At 58.7% G+C, this 20,227-nt stretch carries 15 protein-coding genes and 2 pseudogenes; 9 read left to right on the top strand and 8 right to left on the bottom strand.

The genetic code is table 11. From position 1 onward, the window contains the following. The first annotated feature begins 123 nt into the window (after positions 1-123). The 4 genes from ACIQY3_RS02200 (at position 124) to ACIQY3_RS02215 (ending at position 4,371) form a co-directional block, all read left to right on the top strand. Positions 124-981: a hypothetical protein gene (locus ACIQY3_RS02200; RefSeq protein ID WP_403016813.1), complete on the top strand. Its 858-nt coding sequence runs from the start codon at positions 124-126 to the stop codon at positions 979-981. A gap of 250 nt (positions 982-1,231) precedes the next feature. Then, a complete protein-coding gene (locus tag ACIQY3_RS02205) occupies positions 1,232-2,575 on the top strand; it encodes an MATE family efflux transporter (protein WP_403016815.1) in 1,344 nt (447 codons plus the stop codon). A gap of 75 nt (positions 2,576-2,650) precedes the next feature. Further along, entirely contained in the window at positions 2,651-3,619 is a 969-nt protein-coding gene (locus ACIQY3_RS02210) for a hypothetical protein (protein WP_403016817.1), read from the top strand. A gap of 95 nt (positions 3,620-3,714) precedes the next feature. Beyond that, a complete protein-coding gene (locus tag ACIQY3_RS02215; RefSeq protein ID WP_403016819.1) occupies positions 3,715-4,371 on the top strand; it encodes a hypothetical protein in 657 nt (218 codons plus the stop codon). Here ACIQY3_RS02215 and ACIQY3_RS02220 read toward each other — a convergent pair. Next, positions 4,368-5,015, bottom strand: a complete 648-nt coding sequence (locus ACIQY3_RS02220; RefSeq protein WP_403016821.1) for a VOC family protein — start codon at positions 5,013-5,015, stop codon at positions 4,368-4,370. The genes ACIQY3_RS02215 and ACIQY3_RS02220 overlap by 4 nt on opposite strands. A gap of 176 nt (positions 5,016-5,191) precedes the next feature. Beyond that, the gene (locus ACIQY3_RS02225; RefSeq protein ID WP_403016823.1) at positions 5,192-6,628 is read right to left on the bottom strand and encodes an amidase; all 1,437 of its coding nucleotides are present in this window, start codon (positions 6,626-6,628) and stop codon (positions 5,192-5,194) included. Positions 6,629-6,737: 109 nt separating this feature from the next. Here ACIQY3_RS02225 and ACIQY3_RS02230 point away from each other — a divergent pair, with 109 nt between their 5' ends. From ACIQY3_RS02230 to ACIQY3_RS02245, 4 genes and pseudogenes are all read left to right on the top strand, one after another. Next, on the top strand, positions 6,738-7,676 hold the full coding sequence (locus ACIQY3_RS02230) for a LysR substrate-binding domain-containing protein (protein WP_403016825.1): 939 nt from the start codon (positions 6,738-6,740) through the stop codon (positions 7,674-7,676). Positions 7,677-7,732: 56 nt separating this feature from the next. Further along, positions 7,733-8,470, top strand: coding sequence for a hypothetical protein (locus tag ACIQY3_RS02235; protein WP_403016827.1), 738 nt, complete (start codon positions 7,733-7,735; stop codon positions 8,468-8,470). A gap of 128 nt (positions 8,471-8,598) precedes the next feature. Then, the gene (locus ACIQY3_RS02240; RefSeq protein WP_403016830.1) at positions 8,599-9,162 is read left to right on the top strand and encodes a YceI family protein; all 564 of its coding nucleotides are present in this window, start codon (positions 8,599-8,601) and stop codon (positions 9,160-9,162) included. An 806-nt stretch (positions 9,163-9,968) separates the two neighbouring features. Beyond that, positions 9,969-10,454 (top strand): annotated as a pseudogene (locus ACIQY3_RS02245) (hypothetical protein); the annotation flags it as partial. A gap of 18 nt (positions 10,455-10,472) precedes the next feature. Here ACIQY3_RS02245 and ACIQY3_RS02250 read toward each other — a convergent pair. The 3 genes from ACIQY3_RS02250 to ACIQY3_RS02260 form a co-directional block, all read right to left on the bottom strand. Then, positions 10,473-10,847 (bottom strand): Ypar14, super integron cassette, encoded by a 375-nt coding sequence (locus ACIQY3_RS02250; RefSeq protein WP_403016833.1) that lies wholly within the window; start codon positions 10,845-10,847, stop codon positions 10,473-10,475. A 41-nt stretch (positions 10,848-10,888) separates the two neighbouring features. Then, complete coding sequence (locus ACIQY3_RS02255; RefSeq protein WP_401322476.1) at positions 10,889-11,374, bottom strand: hypothetical protein; 486 nt, start codon at positions 11,372-11,374, stop codon at positions 10,889-10,891. Positions 11,375-11,699: 325 nt separating this feature from the next. Further along, positions 11,700-12,794, bottom strand: coding sequence for a Gfo/Idh/MocA family protein (locus ACIQY3_RS02260; RefSeq protein ID WP_403016835.1), 1,095 nt, complete (start codon positions 12,792-12,794; stop codon positions 11,700-11,702). 228 nt (positions 12,795-13,022) lie between these two features. Here ACIQY3_RS02260 and ACIQY3_RS02265 point away from each other — a divergent pair, with 228 nt between their 5' ends. Next, positions 13,023-14,243: an MFS transporter gene (locus ACIQY3_RS02265; RefSeq protein WP_403016837.1), complete on the top strand. Its 1,221-nt coding sequence runs from the start codon at positions 13,023-13,025 to the stop codon at positions 14,241-14,243. Position 14,244: 1 nt separating this feature from the next. On the opposite strand, the gene ACIQY3_RS02270 is transcribed toward ACIQY3_RS02265, so the two are convergent. The 3 genes and pseudogenes from ACIQY3_RS02270 to ACIQY3_RS02280 form a co-directional block, all read right to left on the bottom strand. Further along, complete coding sequence (locus ACIQY3_RS02270; protein ID WP_403017632.1) at positions 14,245-15,132, bottom strand: LysR family transcriptional regulator; 888 nt, start codon at positions 15,130-15,132, stop codon at positions 14,245-14,247. Between the two features lie 221 nt (positions 15,133-15,353). Next, positions 15,354-16,426 (bottom strand): annotated as a pseudogene (locus ACIQY3_RS02275) (alkene reductase). Between the two features lie 149 nt (positions 16,427-16,575). Then, complete coding sequence (locus tag ACIQY3_RS02280) at positions 16,576-19,980, bottom strand: Ig-like domain-containing protein (protein WP_403016839.1); 3,405 nt, start codon at positions 19,978-19,980, stop codon at positions 16,576-16,578. Between the last annotated feature and the right edge of the window lie 247 nt (positions 19,981-20,227).

Below are 20,227 nucleotides of genomic sequence, written 5' to 3' on the forward strand. Positions count from 1 at the left end.
CGTAAGAGAGATTGATCTACTAGCTTACAAGGTTACAAATCTAAAAGACTTAAGTGTTTATACTGTGATAATTGTAAGCTGTAAAAAAATGAAGCTAACTCATGGGCACTTCTATCTCGCCCGGTGGATGATAAAGACCCTAACTATAACTGGCGTCCTTTCAAAGGCTGGACTAATCATCCAGCTATCAATCACTATATGTCAAAAATGACATGGTCTCCTTCTTATCACGAAAAATTATCAAAAGAATGTCCGGTGCTATTTTCTGCGCCAAATGTAGATGTATTTGCCTTCCAAGAAATGAGTAAAGCCAACTCCTCTCCGCAGAACGACAAAAATATATTTTCCTCAATTACGTCATTAATGAAGGCGCAGTCTTATGAGATGAGTATTCTGAATGAGCGTCAGAAAAACAAAAAAAGAGTTTATCAATTTAATTTGGCCTCAGTAATTGAAAGCGAGTTGGTTAGGATTTTATTTCAAGACGCTGATGTCTCAGCGGAATCGGTGGACTCTGAAGACTACCTATGTCGATATATATTGAACCAAAAAGAAGAGGTCGCTAGAATTAAGTTTATCACTGCAAATGCATTTCCTGAAGTGTTGAAGCAATACTCCAAGTTGCACGCGAGTAATTGCGAGTTTATTCAGGGAAATTATGATAGGTTCTATCGTGATGCATACAAAGACTGGTCAAAAACCCAAGTGTTGTTGCCGGAATTTAATACTCTAGCTAAACCGGCTTTACGTATGGCTCTCTATCGGGAAACTCGAAAATTTTCCATGGTTTCAGATCTGTCTTTGAGTTGGAATGAAAAGCAAGAATCATTATCAGTAGATATTAATGCGGATGATATAGATCTTGATATGATTGCCAAATTAAATCAAGATGGTCAGTTTAAAAAAGAGGTGGCAAATGCTGTGGTAAGTGTTTTTCATTATGAAGGTGACTTCACATTTGATATAGGAATTCCATTTTAGATGTCTCGGATTTTTGCTTCAATTCGATATAAAGTAGATGGATTATTCCTATATGGTCAGTCAAGTGTCTGCGGGTTATTAATGACCTGAACTTCCGATGTTGGCCGATAGTTGCTCTTTCGCAAAAGGCAAGTTTGGATAGAAGCCAGCTATCCCTCACGCCAACCAAATCCTTAAAATAGCACCGCATCGAGGCCAGCACCCTAGCGTAGAATCCCCAAAGCCTCAGCCACCCCGAGACGGAGCCTCAATGCAAACCCCCCTCTGGAAAACCTACCTCCTTTTCCTAGCCCCCATGGTCCTCTCCAATTTCCTCCAATCCATGTCGGGCACCATAAACAGCATCTACATCGGCCAAATGCTCGGCACCCAAGCCTTGGCGGCCGTCTCCGGCATGTTCCCAATCGTGTTCTTCTTCATCGCCCTGGTCATCGGCCTCGGCGCGGGCGCTGGCGTACTCATCGGCCAAGCCTGGGGCGCACGCGAAACCCATTTGGTGAAGACCATCGCCGCCACAACCTTGCTGTTGGGAGCGATGATCGGGTTGGTCGCGGCGGTGTTGGGCAGTGTGTTCGCAAGGCCAGCCTTGCAAGGCTTGGGCACCCCAGCGGATGTGCTGGACGACGCGGTTTCCTACGCCCACGTGATGATGTGGATCATGCCGTCGCTGTTGGTGTACGTGTTGTTCACCCAGTTGCTGCGTGGGGTGAGTGATACGGTTTCGCCGTTGGTGGCGTTGGTCGTTTCAACGTGCATTGGTCTGGCGCTGACTCCCGCCTTAATAAAAGGCTGGTTGGGTTTTGCGCCGATGGGGATTCAGAGTGCTGCGTTTGCGGGGTTGGCGGGGAATTTGTCGGCGATGGGGTGGTTGGCGTGGCGGTTGATTCGCAAAGGGCATCCGTTGGCGCCGGATCGGGAGATGTTTGCGGCGATGCGGTTGGACCTGGATATTCTGGGCAAGGTGTTGCGCATCGGGTTGCCGACCGGGTTGCAAATGGTGGTGTTGTCGGCGTCGGAGTTGGTGATTCTGGCGTTGGTGAATCAGCACGGTTCCCAGGCGACGGCGGCGTATGGGGCGGTGACGCAGATTGTGAATTACGTGCAGTTTCCGGCGTTGTCGATTGCGATCACCGCGTCGATTCTCGGGGCGCAGGCGATTGGGGCGGGGCGGTTGGAGCGGATTACACCAATTTTGCGCACGGGGATGTTGATTAATGTGTGTTTGACCGGTGGCTTGGTGTTGTTGGGTTATTTGTTGTCGCACTGGTTGTTGGGGTTGTTCCTGACGGAAGACTCGACCCGGGCGATGGCTGAGCATCTGTTGCACATTATGTTGTGGAGTCTGTTGGTGTTTGGCTTTCAGGCGATTATCGGCGGGATCATGCGGGCCAGCGGCACGGTGTTGGTGCCGATGGCGATTTCGATTGTTTGCGTGTTGGGCGTGCAGTTGCCGGTGGCATATCTGCTGGACGCGAAGTACGGTTTGCAAGGTGTGTGGATGGCGTTTCCGGTGGCGTATTTGGGGATGTTGGCGTTGCAGACGGCGTACTACAAGTTTGTCTGGCAGCATCAGAAGATTGAGCGGTTGGTGTAGTTCGCCGCTCACGACGTCAGTAATAACCGTGACATTGTTTCACCCCCGATTTTTGTGAAAGGACGCTCAAGATCGATGCTCCCGTATATCGCTACCTATTTGTTCATCGCTTTCATTCTGGCGATTATCGATCGCTTCACGGATCGGCCACTTTTTATCCGGACGCACTCAAAGCATTGGCCCTGGAAGTTCAACTACAGCATCCGGTGGTGGGGGGCTCAGGAGTATTGGGCGGCGATCACCTTGGGGTCGGTGTTAGTGCTGTTCATGCTGCTGTTCTGGATCGAATTTGGCGGTTCGCTCAACAAGGATATCGGTCGGTTTTTTCTGGTGGTTATTTGCATCAGCTCGGCCGTGCTCTCCATCCGGCATTTCAATCTCATCGCGAAGTTCAAGGCACACGCCTGGTGGATGACGCTGCTGACAGCATTGATAACGGTGGGGTTTGGTCTTCTCGCCAGTGCCTTTGCCGACTCTTTTATCCTCAACCGCACGCGTATAGACGCGGCGCAGTTTCCCGTTGCCCAGAAAACCCTGACGACGCTGATTCTGGTGTTTTTCTGGGCGAGTTTTGTGACGGTGTTGACCAGTGTCGCAGTGATTGTCGTGTCGTTTTTCATGTCGATAACTACCCCGACCTTCTTTGAGACGCTTAAACGCAACCATTTGGTCGCATCGCATTGGAAGGCCTATGAGCGAGGGGTTCTCGAGAAGCGGCGTTCTTTGATGTTAGCGAGCGTTTTTATAGGGTCCATTTTTACGGTCATGATTGCGTTGATATATTGGGAATACATCCTCCAACATGCCGAAGACGTCATTCAGGAAACCCTGGTGTTTTCCTCGTTTCATCTTCATCCCAGGGATTGTGGCATTCCCGGTCGGCCTCAAGATTCATGGGCGGCATTGGTCAGCGATGGCAAAGCGGTGATCGCCACACCCTCACACCGGGGTTACACGTTCGAAACGCTGCCGTGTCATATGCAATCCGCGCCTGAGGTAAGGAGTGCAATTTTGCAGAGGTTGAAGCTGGACGATTACTTCTGAACCGTCCCCGGCAATGGCTGCTAGGCTTGATAGCACCGCAGGAAACGGACGCCACGATCCTGTGATTCAGGTGCTCCCACTGGCAGGGAAAGATCATGAAAAAGGGCAAACGGATTGTTATTTTTCCATTCGATAATTTGACGGGGCAGGCTACCCAGACGAAGAAAAACTGGACGGCCGCCCGGCGGATAAAACTGGATAAAATCAGGGACATCGAGACGGGAAAAGTTCCTGAGGGGTTCGAGGCTTATAAGTTTTTTCATCTGGGCCAAATTGAAGAGCTCAAGTCAGCGATCGAAGGGTGTACGGGCCCTGAGGATCATATTTATGTGTACGGTCACTGCGCGCCGGGCGTGGATCTGATCGCCAAGGACGTCAATGGCAAGATCGGTCTGGATTCTGTAGGACTTGCGATTTTGTTCGTCAAGAAGTTAGAGCTCAACAAGGCCTTTGCCGGAAAGATAAAGATCTATGCGTGTTTCTCCGGTGTGCCGGATGGGGAGAATAAGTCTTTCGCTGCACGGTTCAAAAGCATCATGACCCGGGCCAAGTACCCCAATTGCCAGGTGGTGGGTTACTCCATGAACTTGAGCGACTATCTGGGTGAACACAAAATGGCTTATCAGGATGATCATCCGAAAGCCAAGGTCGCCGGCGCCATGCTTCAGAAGTTTGAAGCGGGCGAGTTGAGCCAGTCGGAGATCGAAGCGCTCAATTACCCTCGATCAAAATCGGCGCAAGTGCCGATTTAAAGGTTTGAAACCGGTAGTGTTTTCAAGCCATGGGGCGTTTGAATGTGCGCCAGCGAGTAGGGCTTTGCAGTCGCTGGCAATCCATGAAGATGAACCGGGCCGGAAAAGTTGATCGCGGTGAGTATCGCCTGGACTTTCTCGGGATCGGGATCGAACACCTCCAGCGCTATCAGCGTACAACCTCGATCCAGCATGGCACTTGCGGGATGGGGTGTTTGCGACCATTGAATCAACGTGGGCGCTGAGCCGTTCAGGGGCAGGATGCCGTCGGCGGGGATGGTGATTTGCCAGGACAAGGTGCCTCGGGTCATGGGTTCGGGGTTGCCCACGATGTTGCGGCAGGCATCGGGCATGGCTTGGATGTCGTCGGTGCGGGCGACCCAGGTGGCCAGGTGTGGCGGTGCATCAAAATCCAAATCGTCCATGCCAAACCAGCGCGGCCGGCCGGGGCGTTGGGCGGCGGGGTCTATGGCGATCACTTCCAGGTAGACGTCGGGGCCGAGGCGCAGGAGGCGGTTGTGGGTGCCCATGCGTGGGTGCGCGCCGCCGGATTGCAGGTCGACGCCGAGGGCGTGGGTTACGAAGGCGCAGCCAGTGTCGAGGTCGGGGGCGACGATGGCGAGGTGGTCGAGGGTGCTGTTCATGTTCTCCGTGCCTTTTTGGGGATTTGCCTGCCGGGATCAATTGTTGGTTTATACACCGTCCATTGTGGGAGCGGGCTTGCTCGCGAAGGCGGTGTGTCAGTCAATGTAGATGTTGGCTGATACGACGCCTTCGCGAGCAAGCCCGCTCCCACAGGGGATTTGGGGTGTGTTCGGGTTTATGGATTGCCTGCCCAGACGCCGGGGCGGCGCTGATGCCATGGCATTCCCACTTCCAACTGTCCCGCCAGCCGCAACAACACATCCTCCGCACCGAATCGCGCTGCAAACTGCAGGCCGATGGGCAGACCGTGACTGTGCGACATCCCCAACGGCAACGAGATCGCCGGCGTCCCCGCCACGTTGAACACCGGGGTAAACGGCGAGTGGTCAAACACCCGCGCGGTCCATTGCAAACCATCCATGTTTTCCGCGCCCAGGCTGTAGGTGCCCAGGGCCTGGGGCAGGCGCGGCAGGGTGGGTGTCAGCAGCACATCAAAGGCGTCGAACCAACTCGCCACGCTGCGGGCGATGAGGTTGCGCACTTCCAGCGCACCGCCGAACTCGACCGCGCGAGCCTGTTGGCCGAAGGCGTAGCAGGCGAGGGTGGCGGGTTCGAGGGTGGTCAGGTCGATGGGGCGCGAGGTGGCGGTGGCGAGGCCGTCGATCCAGCGGACGAGGGTGGCGCACCAGATGTGCGCGTTGGCTTCGACGAAGGAATCCCACGAGGTGCCGAGCGGGGCGGTGACTTGCTCGACGGTGTGGCCGAGGGCTTCGAGTTCTCGGGCGACGGCGTGGGTGGCGTCGGTGATTTCGGGGGCGAGCGGGGCGCCGTTCCAAGGCGTGTCGAGCAGGCCGATGCGCAATCGTCCCGGGTCGCGGCCCACTTGGGCGAGAAAGCCTTCGGCCGGTGCGGCGGTGTAATACGGATCGCCGGGCGCGCCGCCCTGGACGATGTCCATCAATGCCGCGCTGTCGCGCACGGTTCGCGACAGGCCGAGTTGCACGCCGAATCCGGCAAACACTTCGTCCAGCGCCGGGCCGTTGGACGCGCGGCCGCGTGTTGGTTTGAGGCCGACCAAACCGTTGAAGGCTGCCGGTACGCGGATTGAACCGGCGGCGTCGGTGGCATGGGCAATCGGCACGATGCCAGCGGCGACTGCGGCACCTGAACCGCCGCTCGATCCACCGGCCGATAACCGAAGGTCCCACGGGTTGCGGGTCGGGCCTTGCAGGGCGGATTCGGTTTCGGTGCTGAAGGCCATTTCCGGCGTGGTGGTGCGGCCGAGGGTGGCGAGGCCGGCGGCGTTGAAGCGTTGCATCAGGTACGAGTCGGATTCCGCCACCAGGCCTTGCGCCAGGCGACTGCCCAACTCCACGCGCCGGCCTGCCGAGGTGATGGCCAAATCTTTGATCAGAAATGGCACGCCGGCCAGCGGTCCGGTGCCTTCAGTCACGCTGGGCGACCAGGTTTCGATAACGGCGTTGATCTGCGGGTTGACCCGGTTTACGGCGGCCAACGCCAGTTCGGCCAGTTCTGCCGTGGTGACTTCGCCAGCCGCCACCCATTGGGCGAGGCCGATGCCGTCGTAAGTCGCGTATTCGTTCAAGTTCATGAGCAGTCTCCACTTAAGAGACCCGAGGATAGGGCGCGTACGGTTCGCTGATTAGCCCATAAAAGCGGTATGAAATATGCCGTTGGTGGCACAATCCAGCGATTCCACCATGACAGGCAACGCGATGATCCGGGACTTGAATGACACGCTGGTGTTCGTACGGGTAGTGCGCCTGGGCAGCTTTACTGCGGCGGCCCAGGCCTTGCAGATTCCCAAGACCACCGTCAGCCGCCGTGTACGCGAGTTGGAGCAGGCCATCGGCGTGCAACTGCTGCGCCGCACCACCCGCCAGTTGAGCCTTACCGAGGCCGGGGCGGTTTACTACGAGCAATGCAAGGACATCGCCACGATCTTTGAACACGCCGAACTGGCGGTGCATCAGTTGCGCGACGGCCCGCGTGGCTGGTTGCGGGTGACGGTGCCGTACTCGTTCGGGGTCAGTTGGTTTGCGCCGTTGGTGGCCGGGTTTCGGCAGGCGTATCCGGAGATCAAGCTGGAGATATTGGCGTCCCATGTGCCGCTGGATCTGGTGGGGGAGGAGATCGACGTGGCGTTGCGCCTCGGCGCGCTGCCAGATTCGAGCCTGGTGGCGCGGCGGTTGGCCAGTTACGCCACTGGCGTTTACGCCGCTCCGGAATACATGGCGCGTCATGGCCAACCGACCACGCCTGACGAGTTGATTCAGCACCCCACGCTGGTGCTGAATCAGGCGCGCCGCGATGTGGGTTACGTCTGGCCGTTGCGTAAGGCGGGCGTCAAGTTGCGCAATTATCGGGTTGAACCGACGATCATCGCCAACGACCCGGCGCTGTTGAAGGATGCGTTGCTGGCCGGTGAAGGGCTGAGTCTTGGCATGGATCGGAGCATGCGGATTGATGTTGAGGCGGGGCGGTTGTGCAGGGTCTTGCCCGAATGGATCGGCCCGCCGCAGGATCTGAATGCGGTGACGGCGCGGGAGCATTTGCCATCGCCCAAGGTGACGGCGTTTATCAACTATTTAAAGGGGAAAATGTCCGGGTCGGAAATTTCCCACGACTGGACAGAGTGATAGCGAATTAGTAGCCTCGGACCGTTTTCACAATTGACCAGGGAGGTCTATTGCACATGGCGACTCGAGGCAGAGAGCTATACCGACATTTTGATTCCGCCAAAAACCTGCTTTACGTAGGCATCTCGCTGAGCACCGTTTCCAGGTTGTCGCAGCACCGCCGGTCATCCCGCTGGGCCGACGAAATTGCTTCCATCGAGATAGAACGGTTCCCCAATCTGGCATTGGCGGCTGAAGCCGAAAAGCACGCGATCATTGTCGAAAACCCGAAGTGGAACCGGGCACACAAGCCGTTTCAATCGCCTAAACCGTCACCGAAAAAAAGCCGCCGGAATGCCTGGAAATCCAAGTCGCTGAATTACCCGTTCGATGTGTCCAATGTGGCGCATTGTTTGCGGGAAACCACCGCGCTGGTTGCCCGCACGGTTGCACTTTCTCAACATATTCGCCTGAGTGGCGGCGCTGAGACGGACACGTTTGTCAGCCTGGTTCTGACGATGAGAGAAGGGGTGAACTCCGATGAGTTGCGCCTGCATGAGCTGTTTAACGCGCAATCCCCCGAAACAGCACCGAGGCGGCGCTTCCGAATGATCACCCAAGCCACATGCCATGCGCCCGGCACGCAGGTTGATCAGTGCGAATTCACCCTGATTACGCCCGATTGGCTGTTTAGGCTCTGTGAAGAGAGTTTGGGGCGGCGAGAGGATTATGATCGGGCGTTTGAGCGGGATATCCGGCCGGCGATTGCTGAATTTACCCGTTTGTTTGAATCGCTGGAGATCGATAGCGATTGAGTGCGGCGACGGGTTTGTATCCTTCAGGCCAGCGCCAGTGGAATAAACAGCGGTTATTTGCTTTAGTCCACTTATCGCTGGCCAACACGCGCGATGCCCAATCATAAAAAGCCTGACCGGAGAATCTCATGCGCTTTCGGTTCCCGCGCTGCGCCGCAATCGCTGCCGCCATGGTCTTCGCTTCATGCGCTCAAGCCGTTGAGTACAACCAGGTCAACCCAGCCGCCAGCCAGATCAGCTTTACCTACAGCCAGTTTGGCTCGCGGGTGTATGGCACGTTCAGCCAGTTCGAAGGCACCCTCGATTTCGACACGCAAAAACCCTCGGCGGCCCATGCGGCGCTGAGTATCCAACTCGCCAGCATCGACGCAGGCAGCAGCGATGCCAATACTGAACTGCAAAAGCCTGCGTGGTTCGACACGGCCACTTACCCGCTCGGGGTTTTCAAATCCACCAGCGTCAAGGCCCTGGGCGACAACCGCTATCTGTTTACTGGCGATCTCACCCTCAAAACCATCACCCATCGCGTGGAGGTTCAAGTCCAGTTGAAGCCCGAAAGCGGTATCGGCGTGTTCGTCGGCGAATTCGCGCTCAACCGGGATGACTTCAAAATCGGCGAGGGCGAGTGGGCGGATGGCGTGGTGTCCAAAGACATCAACATCCGCTTTCGCATCGTTGCGCCAGAACAATAACCTGCCTGCGGCCAACCCCAATCCCCTGTGGGAGCGAGGCTTGCCCGCGAAGAGGCCGGTACATTCAGTATTGATGTCGACTGACACACCGCTTTCGCGAGCAGGCTCGCTCCCACACTGGATCGCTGACTAACGCAGCATTTGCGGCCAACCCCAATCCCCTGTGGGAGCGAGGCTTGCCCGCGAAGAGGCCGGCACATTCAGAATGGATGTTGGCTGACATACCGCTTTCGCGAGCAAGCCCGCTCCCACATTGAATCTCTGGCTAACGCAGCATTCGCGGCCAACCCCAATCCCCTGTGGGAGCGAGCCTGCTCGCGAAGAGGCCGGCACATTCAGAATGGATGTCGACTGACACACCGCTTTCGCGAGCAAGCCCGCTCCCACACTGGATCTCTGGCTAACGCAGCATTTGCGACCAACCCCAATCCCCTGTGGGAGCGTGGCTTGCCCGCGAAGAGGCCGGAACATTCAGCATTGATGTTGACTGACACACCGCTTTCGCGAGCAAGCCCGCCCCCACATTGAATCTCTGACTAACGCAGCATTCGCGGCCAACCCCAATCCCCTGTGGGAGCGAGCCTGCTCGCGAAGAGGCCGGTACATTCAGAATGGATGTCGACTGACCCACCGCTTTCGCGAGCAGGCTCGCTCCCACACTGGATCTTCAGTGGACGCATTATTTGTGATCCACCCCAATCCCGGGCAGCCATATATCAAGGTGCCACTACACAATCCCTTCCAACTGCTACGCTTCCCCGTGCAAAACCCGAGTTGAACGCAACAATCTGCATGGAGGCAGGCTGATGGTGATCAAACGTATTGCCGATACAAGTGTGCAAGCAGTTCCTGAACTGTTCGTTCGTGAAGAAGTGGAGCGTGTACTGGCGCAGCTCCTGGCGAGTCCATTGTTCGCCAAGTCGCGGCGGATGGGCGGCTTGCTGCGTTTTCTGGTTGAACACGACCTTCAATTTTCGAACATCTCCCTCACCGAGCATGCCATCGGCATCGCCGTGTTTCGGCGTGATCCAGCGATGTATTGTACCGGCGACGATCCGGTGGTGCGGGTGCAGGTCGGTCGATTGCGGCGCAAGCTCGCCAGTTATTACGCCACGCTCGGCCAACATGACCTGGTGCGTCTGAGCGTACCAGCCGGCAGTTATCGCATGGCTTACGAACGGCACCGGCCCAAAGTGGCCAGCCACCAAAATCCGGTCCTGCAACTTCGGCCGTTTACCTGCATCACCCATGATGGCCGCGACTTTACCCGTGGCTTGTGCGAAGAGTTGAGCTGATCAACGCGATGGGGCTCAGGCCGAGTATGCAAACGGTTCCAGGAAAATCTGCGGCTCAATCCAAAGCCTCAAACCGTACGGGATGACGGAGTAACCATCGTATCGGCCAGTAAACGTATTCGCTGCCGCAAATTCGATAAACCGGCCGCGCTTATCGTCCACGACTCTGATTCCAGGGCAATCGAGCATCGAGTAGCGAATGATCGGGTTTGGCAATGGAGCGGCCCATAGTTTCACTTCCACGTCGGCATTGAATTGCCAAATGGTCAGTTGCAACCGAACGGGACCTTGTTCGACGGTGTATCGGTGCGAAATTCCCGATTCTTCTTCGAGGGGAATCACTCCGAGTACGTTGAACAGGTCGAACAGGTCCCAAATCAGTGGGGGCATGACGTTATCCTTGGCGGGTCATTTGAGTGTTGATCGCCGGCTCAGTAAAACCGATCCTCTTCCTTCATCGCATAAATCCGCCCCAGCGTCCTGAACGAAATCCCCAGAAACAACAGTGCCAGCAACACGCCGCCGGTCATGATGTAGAAGCCCGGACGATTACTCTCTACCAGGCTGGCGATGCTGTTTTTCTCTGGCAACCAGCGTGAGTACAGCAGAGGAATAGGCCCACCGGTTTCATAGTGGGCGTTTTGGGCGTAGCGCTCATCGACGTATTCCGCTTCGTGAGCCCGGCCTTTGTCATCGGTGTAGGTGTAGTGGATGACCTTGCCGTCGCGGTTCATCGGGATGTCGTCCAGTTGCGTGACGGTGCCGGTGGTTTCGATGGCGCCCAACTTCAGGGCTGCATACAAAATGCCTTCGCCGCGAGCCATGCTGGCCAGGAGCAAGACTACGCAGCAGGCGACGGTCAACAGGATCACGCGGTTGAACAAATGGTCTTTTTCGGCTTCGCGGGGGTAATACATCTGACGGTCCTTCGCAGCTTGGATTGGCTAGAGCAAATCGGCTGCGAGAGTAACAACTTTAGGTTTCGCGCGGTTTGAAGATGACGCGCCCGCCGCCAATCCCCCTGTGGGAGCGGGCTTGCTCGCGAAGGCGGAGTGTCAGCCGACATCAATGTTGGATGTACCGGCCTCTTCGCGGGCAAGCCACGCTCCCACAGGGTTTAGCGTGGATTGGTAATTGTGTGCTCGCCACCACCCCCTGTGGGAGCGGGCTTGCTCGCGAAGACGGAGTGTCAGTCGACATCGATGTTGGATGTACCGGCCTCTTCGCGAGCAAGCTGTGCTCCTACCGGACAGTCAGTTGATTCGTGACCTTGGCCACATCCAGCAACCGGTGCATCCGCAGTGCATCTTCGAACGTCGCCGCCGCGTGGGTGCCGTCCGCCAGGTCTTGCGCAAACACGTGATACAACTCCGCCAGTTCCAGCACGGCCGACGGCAATCCCGATTCAGGCAAGCGCTGGTAACTGTCCGGCAACGGCAGGATTTGCAGCGGCAGGTCATCACCGTGGGCGCCTTCGATCACATAGTCGTCGCCCACGCCGCCGAAGGCTGAGCGGTTGGTGATTTTCAGGTCGCCCTGGTCGCCGGTGATGTCGATTTGCACGCCGGAGCCGTTACGTTTGCCGCCCTCGATATGGATCGAAATCACTGCGCCGTTTTCCAGCAAGCCATTGAGCACCAGTTGATCCGGCGCGGTGCTGTCCAGCACTTCGCCGGTTTCGATGAGGGTGACTTTCGGAAACTGACTGACCATCAACCCCGACACACTCAGCGGCCAACCGGTGGCGGTGAACAGCATGTCGAGGAAGTGCCCGGCGTAGATGGACACGATGCTGGAGAAATTTTCTTCAGGCGCGGTCCAGCGCAGGGCATTGGCACGCAGGGCCTGGAAATAATGGGTACTGACGTGCATCCGCACCGAGCGCAACTGGCCGACATACCCTTGCTGCAACAAGTCATGCAGATAGCGGTTATGCGGCGCATGGCGGCGTTGCAGGCCGACGATGTGGCGCACACCAGCGTCTTTGGCCAAGTGCACCAATTGCTCGGAAGCGGCGGTGGTCGTGGTCAGCGGCCATTCGCAATAGACGTTTTTGCCGGCAGCAATGGCGGCGCGCACGGTTTGTTCGTGCTGGGGCGCGGTGTTGAGCACCACCACCAGGTCGACCTCGGGGTTATTCACCAAGGCGTCGAGCGAGTCAGCGACTTGCGGAATCTCGTATTCGCTGGCCGCTGCTTCAGCACGTTCGCGGCGTTCGCTGTACACCGCTTGCACATTGTATTGCGGCAGCAGGGCGAGCACGCGCAAGTGACCGTGGCGGGCCCAGGTACCCACGCCGACGATGCCGACGCGAATGGGGGTGTTTGAAGGGGTCATAGGTTTAGCCTCGTGAGTGGATAGCAGACAAGGCACAGACTAGGGAGCACAGCCCTCAAGAAAAACAGGGCGCACGGCCGAACTCTTTGGACAGAAACGGCGCTAATGCACAGGCCAGAGCGGTTGATTGCGGAGCGATCGATCCACAGTGATCGGAGCCCTGCACCGTTTTTCCGCGTCGGCTCGCTCCCTACCATGGCTCCACTTCTGACTGTGGAGCTTCCCCTCATGAACGATATGCACGCTATACCGGCCACCCCGGCGCTTGCGCTTGAGCCACCCTCTACAATGCGCGAATGGCTGTCGGTGGCTTCGGTCGCCCTCGGCGCCTTTGCGTTTGTCACCACCGAATACCTGCCGGTGGGCATCCTGCCGCAAATCGCCAACAGCCTGGGCATCACCGATGGCGTGGCGGGGCTGATGGTGACCGTGCCGGGCATCGTCGCGGCGATCTCCGCACCGGCGATCATGCTCGGCGCCGGGAAGATGAATCGCCGGCATCTGCTGCTGTTATTAACGCTGTTGCTGGTGGCTTCCAACCTGGTGTCGGCTATGGCGCCGTCGTTGCCAATCATGTTGCTGGGACGAGGACTCTTGGGTGTCGCGCTGGGCGGTTTCTGGGCGGTGGCGATTGCGGCGGCCGGGCGTTTGGTCAGTCAATCAAAAGCCGCGAAAGCCACCGCGCTGATCTTCGGCGGCATCACCCTGGCGACGGTGCTCGGAGTGCCGTTTGGCACGTTTGTCAGCACGTTGTTTTCCTGGCGGGTGTCGTTCGCGGCCACGGCCGGGTTGGCGTTGCTGACGTTACTGGCGCAGTGGCTGACCTTGCCATCGCTGCCATCGCGCGAAGGTTTGCAAGTGCGCGCATTGCTGGGGTTCCTGGCGCGCAGTAACGCCCGGCGCAGCATGCTGCTGTTGGGCACGGTGGTCGCGGCTCACTTCACGGCCTACACCTACATTGCGCCGTTCCTTGCAAACGAAGCCGGTTACTCACCGAGTGCGATCACCGCGATTCTGCTCGGCTTCGGTCTGTTGGGCATGCTCGCCAACTTCGTCATGGCTGGCAGCATCGTCCGGCATCTGCGCCTGTCTTTGGGGGCGGTGGTGGTGTTGATGGTGATCGCGCAACTGGCGTTGCCTGCCTTACACGGCTGGGGCGTGGCATTGGCGGTACTGGTTTGGGGCGTTGCTTATGGCGCGATTCCGCTGGGCGTGAGCACCTGGATGCAACTGACGTCGCCGCAATTGCCGGAAGCCAGTTCCGCCATGTTGGTGACCACGTTCCAGGTGGCGATCGCCTCGGGTTCGCTGTTCGGCGGCTTGATGGTCGATCACGCTGGCGTGTCGTCGGCGCTGTGGCTGGGCGCCGGTATCGGTGTGCTCGGGTTGGCGGTGATGCTCAGTTTCGGCCTCAGCAAAGCCCCGATTGCCGAGGCCCTGCAACGCTGATTCAAACCTTCAAGATGTTGTCTTTGAAAAAATCGATCAGCACCCGCAGCCTCGGTGCGGTCTGCTTCGATGCAGGCCAGAGCATCCACAGGTTGCCGGTGTGGTCGGTATAGTCCGCCAACACCACCTTCAGCCTGCCATCGGCCAATGGCTGACGGATTGAAAAATCCGGCAGGCAGGCAATCCCCACCCCATCCAGCGCCAGATACGTCAGCGGATCCATCGTGGTGCAAGCCATGGCCTTCGATAGATTCGGCTCGATGTGCGTCTCGCCAATCCGTAGTGGCCAGCGTTCGATCATTCCCGTCGCCGGAAACTTGTGCAGCAGGGCCACGTGGTTGATCAACTCGTCCGGGTGCATCGGTTCGCCATGGCGTTCCAGGTATTCCGGCGATGCCACCAGCTGCAACTGATAGCCACCCAACTTGCGCGCCATCAGCCGCGAATCCTGCGGCGCACCGGTGCGGATCACCGCATCGAACCCTTCCTCGATCACGTCCACCATGCGGTCGGACATGTCCACGTCCAGCTCGATATCCGGGTAGGCGCGCATGAACCCGGCCAGCACCGGCATGATCAGCACGTTCTGAATCGGCACGCTGATGCGTACCTTGCCCTTGGGCGTGGCGGACAATTCCAGCAGTTCCATTTGCGCGGCTTCCACTTCGCTGAGGATGCGCTTGCAACGGTCCAGGAACAGCTCGCCTTCGGTGGTCAGGGTGACGCTGCGGGTGCTGCGATGGAACAGCCGCACGCCCAGGCGTTCTTCCATGCGCGCCACGCTTTTTCCCACGGCCGAAGAGGAGATTTCCAACAGGCGCCCGGCTTCGGTGAAGCTGCGGGTTTCGGCCACCTGAATGAAGGCCGTGATACCGCTGAGGCTGTCCATCATGGGAGGTGTGCTCGAGGCAGGAGGGTTGAAGCAGAGTAGAGGCGGGCGGGGGATTTGCAAAGGGGCAGGCAGGGAAACCGAGGTGCCTCATTCGCGAGCAAGCCCGCTCCCACACCGGATCTGCGTCGAACACACGTTCTGTGTTCGCTGAAGATCAAATGTGGGAGCGGGCTTGCTCGCGAAGCGGGCCTGACATTCAACGCAAGGGTCGGATCAAATCAGGCACTTTGTTGATAAAACGGATAATCCGTAAACCCAACCTCGGTACCGCCATAAAACGTATCCCGGTCATAAGCATTCAACGGCCGACCGTGACGAATACGCTCAGGCAAATCCGGGTTGGCAATAAAGTCGCGACCGAACGCCACCAGATCCGCATCACCCGCCCGCAAGATCTGCTCGGCAGACTCGGCGGTAAAGCCACCGGCCGCGATGATCAAACCGTCGTAATGCCGACGAATCAACTGCGCCGCCACCGGGTTCTGGTCCTTGCTCTCATCGATCGAATTGCCCAACACCCGCGGCTCGATCAAGTGCAGATACGCCAGTTTCAACGGCGCCAGTTGCTCGGCGACGTACACAAACAATGCTTCAGGATGGCTGTCCTTCATGTCTCCGAACGTACCGCTTGGGCCGAGGCGCACGGCGACACGCTCACTGCCCCAGACCGAAATCACTGCGTTGGTGATGTCCAGCAGAAACCGCGAACGCTTGGCGATGGTGCCGCCATAGGCGTCGGTGCGGCGGTTGCTGCCGTCCTGCAAGAACTGGTCGATCAGGTAACCGTTGGCACCGTGGATTTCCACGCCGTCACAACCGGCGGCCAGGCCCCGTTGCGCGGCGCTGCGGAAATCTTCCACCAGTGCTTCGACTTCCGCTTCGCTGAGTGCGCGATGCGGCGTGCTCGGCACCCAACCGCTGACGGTGCCACCGGTTGCGCGCCGTTGGGCTGCATGTCGCTGTGGGATTGGCGACCGGCGTGGAACAGTTGCAGGAAAATCTTTCCACCCTTGGCATGCACCGCCTCGGTGATGGCTTTCCAGCCAGGAATCTGCGCATCGTTGTACAGGCCCGGCGAGCCGAGGTAACCGTTGCCGGTGGTGGACACGACCGTGGCTTCGGAAATGATCAAGCCGCCGTCGGTGGCCCGTTGCGAGTAGTACTCGGCCATCAGCGCACCCGGCAAGTCGCCGGGCTCGGAACGCATGCGGGTCAGCGGTGCCATGACCACGCGGTGGGTGAGATTGTGTGGGCCGATCTGGATCGTGGAAAGCAGGGTAGGGTGATTCATGGTGACCTCCGGTAAGTGATGGAGGCCACCTTAGGCGGATTGCCTGAGGGGAAAAACGGGCCGGCGATCCGCTCTATTTGGACCGATTGATCCGTAATCGATGGGCGCCCGGTCCACATTGCATGGACCGGGCGTCAAACGAGGTGACTTCAATGCGCCGCTATCGGCGCCGTGACTGTCTTGCCGAGCGCCGAACTGACGGTGATCGTCGGGTTCGGTGTCGGACCATTGCCGGTGGTCGTGACGGACACCCTCCAGCGCGCACCCGTGCCGGTCGGCGTGAGGGTTGCGGTCCCCAGGTTCAGCGGTCCGCCGGTAGTCGTCGCAGTCACGGTGATGGTGTTGCCCGTCCCTCGCGAGGTCGTCCCGGCGATGTCCCAGGTGTTGCGGTTATTGCTGCGGGTGGTGACGGAAGCGCTGGTCACTTGCAGGTCTTCGTTGACGGTTGCCGTAGCCGCGACGGATACCGACACTGTTGCCGGGTTTTCCGAGACGGCGTCCTTGGCGTCACTGGCGTTATAGGTGAAGAGTGCGGTGAACGGCGTAGCGACCACGGCCGGTGGTGTGTAGATCACCCGCACGCCGTCGGTGCTGACTGTGCCCTGGCCGGAATCCGGCTGGCTCAGGCCCACCACTTTGAGCGGCAGGTTGCCGTCGGGGTCGGTGTCATTGGCCAGCACGTTAATGGTCAGCGGCAGGCCATTGTTGCTGGTGGCGACGTCAGGGTTGGCCACAGGTTTCTTGTTCTGGCCTTCGTGATCATCATCTTGATCGCCGGTGCGGAAGGTTGGCAGTGCGGCGGAGTTCACATAGGTGACGCCGTCCCAACCCGGCAGCGGCGTTGGCATCAACTGGAACTGGCCGGGATGCTCGACATCCCAACGCAGCAGCATCGAAGAGTCCTCGTGCTGGGTATTGTGGCAGTGCTCCATGTACGTGCCGGCGAACTCGCGGAAGTGGATAGCCATTTCGACATCCACCGAACTGTCGATCCCTTCGCCGATGCGATAGACATCCTTGCGCGCGCCTTTCTCCCACTCCGGCGGCGGCTTGCCGTCGCGGCTGAGGATGACCCCTTCTTCAAAATGCACGTGCACCGGGTGGTTCCAGCCGTTGCCGCCGTTCTTGATTTTCCAGACTTCAAGCGTGCCGTCGCCGGAGAACCCGGCATCGGTCGGGCCGTTGGCCAATTGCGGCGCGGCGCTGAGCCGGCGCGGGTCCATGTTGTAGCCAAAACCGCCATCCGTCTTGACGGTCCAGGGCGCTTCATCGGTGCCGTCGGAGCGACCGAAAATGAACTCGCGGTGCCGCGCCACTTTCAGTTTCGCCTGGTCGTTCGCGTTGTCGCGATCGATGGTCAGCGGGATCATGACCTTGCCGGCGGGTTTACCCGGTTTAGCCGGTTCGTACGCGACCGGGTCCATGCTTTGATCCTGGCCGGAATAGGGCATCACCAGCAGTTGCAGGAATTTCCCCACCGTCGGGTCGCCCTTGTCCCATTGCGGGCCTTTGCTGGTCTGCTTGATCACCGCTTTGTATTTTTCTGACAGCACGTCGGCCAGCGACAGTTCGTTTTTCTCCGGCCCCTTGCCGGTCTTGTGCTCCAGCAGGTTGACGAAGTACAGCTTGTCGCCGGTTTTGATCCCGTTTTTCGCGAAGTTGACAATGATGTCGTAGCGCTCGGCGATGCCCTGTGTCGGCAGGATTGCATTGTGGTCCTGCCGATCACCGTCGCCATCCAGGTCCATGCTGCCGTCAAAGGGCACGGCGTGTTCCATGATGTTGCCGTCGTTGCCGATCAGGTGGAACGGCACCCGGTTGTAGGACACTCCCGAGCCTGCCGGCCCCGGAAACTCGCCGCCATTGCCGCTGATTTCACGCACCAGGGCCATTTTGAAATAGCGCGACACCGAACCGTTGAGGATGCGAAAGCGATAGCTGCGCGCCCGCACTTTCAGGCGTGGTTGATATTGCCAATTGACCAGGATCTGATCGCCGAGAAAGCCGTCGGTATTGAACGGGTTGAACCACAACTGGCCGTTTTCGTCCCAGGCTTTGTCAGCGACCACCAGGTTGACGTCGTAGTCGCGGTTGCCCCACGGCAGCGCCGAACCGCTGGGCAAGCGCAGGTTCACGCCATCCTCGAGCGCTTCGTTACCGCGATCGAGGGCGCTGTAGTAGTTCATCATCACCGCGTTGCCCTTGTAGACGTTCTGCGCGGTGAAATCGAGCATGTGGTCGTGGAACCAGTGGGTGCTCATGGTCTCGCGCCAGTCGCCACGGATCTTGATGCTGCCGTGGTCGCAGGTCTTGAGGCCGGGGTTGGCGTCGTTGACGTACAGGGTTTCGCCCGGTGCACAAGGGAATGCTGCGCGCGGGTCCTGCGCCGTGGTGTTGATCGTGTCGTAGCCGGCCAGTTGCAGCGGCCAGCGATAATCGTAGTACTGCCCCGGAAAGAAGAATGCGTTGGCATAGCCGTCGCTTTCCGCGGGGGAATGACCGTTGTGTTCGTGGGTGCTGATGGTGTGCAGGCCAAAACCGGCGTTGGCCGACGGGTCAATCGGCAGGGCGTTGTAGTGACGCATCAGCAGCGGTTGGCCGTAGCGGACCATCAGCAGTTTGGGCGGCACGGTGCCGTCGAACGTCCACAGCGAGTTGTGGTTTTGCAACGGCATTTTCGAATGGAAACGCACGTCGATGCCTTTAGTGGTGCCGGCGGTTTCCGGGATGTCCGAGGTTTGGTAGTAGAGCCCGCCGGGCGCGAATTCACCGGCAGCGTAGTTGTGCAATTGTTTGCGGTCGCGCAGGCCCTGGTTGGTCCGCGCGCCCATTTGCACGGTCTTGTATTGAACCTGCGGGTAAAACTCGTTCCAGCGCTGGTGCGACCAGCCTTTTCCCGGTGGCCGACCCTCGGCGGGCGAACCGACCGGGTGGCGGTTGAGGAAGGCTTCGATCTGCGCCTTCCAGGGGTTGCGGTCCAGCACGTTGGAAAACTGCGACGGGAACGGAAACAACCCCGGCTGGCGCATGAATGCTTCCATCGCGGCACTCGACGGACCACTGCGGGCGACGTTGTTCGGGTCCTGCTGGGGCGCCGGCCCGGTGGTGGGCACCGGGAATGTCAGGAGCGGCGGCGGGGTGGTCGGGTCGAGTTTTTCCGGACCGAATTCTTCAAACAGCAGCAGTTGCTGGGTAAACGGTTCGGCCCCGAACAAGGGGCTGGGTTTACCGTTAGTGGGGAAGTTGAACGAGGTCTGCACGCTCGGTGGCAGCACGTTGTCAGCCCGCGGCGTGTCCCTGTCGCCGAATACGCCGTTGGGCAGGGCGATGGCGCCCTGATTGGCCTCCGGCAAGAGTCCCAGCGCATCCAGTGCGGCTTTTGGGTCGGCCGGGGGATTGGCATAGGCCGAGGGATCCGTCGGTGGCGGTTGCCCGACATCATCAAGCGGTGCAGCGCTGACCGTGGCCAGGCCGAAAGTGATGAGCATGGCGGAAGCGACACCCGAACCCAGCAAACAGTTGGGCAAGCGGTGCTCCGATGCTGGGCTTTTCATTTTTTTCCCCTTGCGTCAGGCCGGCACAGCGATAGCAGCCATCACCAAGTGGCGAGGGCAGTCGGTGCGTCGTTGAGGAACAAGGCAAAAGTCGCGCCATGGGGTGATTTCTTGTTTAAATCGTTTGTTAATCAATGGGTTGAATTGTTTTCTGTTTGTGTAAGAAGGCCGGTTTCACTGGGGAAATCCCTCAGTTTCGGGGAATGACCCCAGCGCGCGTTATGATGGCCGGGCTCGCGACGCATTC

Origin of the sequence: Pseudomonas sp. NPDC096950, from assembly GCF_044762525.1 — a bacterium.
Classification (GTDB): domain Bacteria; phylum Pseudomonadota; class Gammaproteobacteria; order Pseudomonadales; family Pseudomonadaceae; genus Aquipseudomonas.

Excerpts from the sequence above, each read along its gene's own strand:
- ACIQY3_RS02220 (WP_403016821.1), bottom strand. The coding sequence starts at position 5,015 with ATGAACAGCACCCTCGACCACCTCGCCATCGTCGCCCCCGACCTCGAC.
- ACIQY3_RS02235 (WP_403016827.1), top strand. The coding sequence starts at position 7,733 with ATGGCGACTCGAGGCAGAGAGCTATACCGACATTTTGATTCCGCCAAA.
- ACIQY3_RS02215 (WP_403016819.1), top strand. The coding sequence starts at position 3,715 with ATGAAAAAGGGCAAACGGATTGTTATTTTTCCATTCGATAATTTGACG.
- ACIQY3_RS02270 (WP_403017632.1), bottom strand. The coding sequence starts at position 15,132 with ATGGACAGCCTCAGCGGTATCACGGCCTTCATTCAGGTGGCCGAAACC.
- ACIQY3_RS02240 (WP_403016830.1), top strand. The coding sequence starts at position 8,599 with ATGCGCTTTCGGTTCCCGCGCTGCGCCGCAATCGCTGCCGCCATGGTC.
- ACIQY3_RS02255 (WP_401322476.1), bottom strand. The coding sequence starts at position 11,374 with ATGTATTACCCCCGCGAAGCCGAAAAAGACCATTTGTTCAACCGCGTG.
- ACIQY3_RS02210 (WP_403016817.1), top strand. The coding sequence starts at position 2,651 with ATGCTCCCGTATATCGCTACCTATTTGTTCATCGCTTTCATTCTGGCG.
- ACIQY3_RS02205 (WP_403016815.1), top strand. The coding sequence starts at position 1,232 with ATGCAAACCCCCCTCTGGAAAACCTACCTCCTTTTCCTAGCCCCCATG.
- ACIQY3_RS02260 (WP_403016835.1), bottom strand. The coding sequence starts at position 12,794 with ATGACCCCTTCAAACACCCCCATTCGCGTCGGCATCGTCGGCGTGGGT.
- ACIQY3_RS02280 (WP_403016839.1), bottom strand. The coding sequence starts at position 19,980 with ATGAAAAGCCCAGCATCGGAGCACCGCTTGCCCAACTGTTTGCTGGGT.
- ACIQY3_RS02250 (WP_403016833.1), bottom strand. The coding sequence starts at position 10,847 with ATGCCCCCACTGATTTGGGACCTGTTCGACCTGTTCAACGTACTCGGA.
- ACIQY3_RS02225 (WP_403016823.1), bottom strand. The coding sequence starts at position 6,628 with ATGAACTTGAACGAATACGCGACTTACGACGGCATCGGCCTCGCCCAA.
- ACIQY3_RS02265 (WP_403016837.1), top strand. The coding sequence starts at position 13,023 with ATGAACGATATGCACGCTATACCGGCCACCCCGGCGCTTGCGCTTGAG.
- ACIQY3_RS02230 (WP_403016825.1), top strand. The coding sequence starts at position 6,738 with ATGACAGGCAACGCGATGATCCGGGACTTGAATGACACGCTGGTGTTC.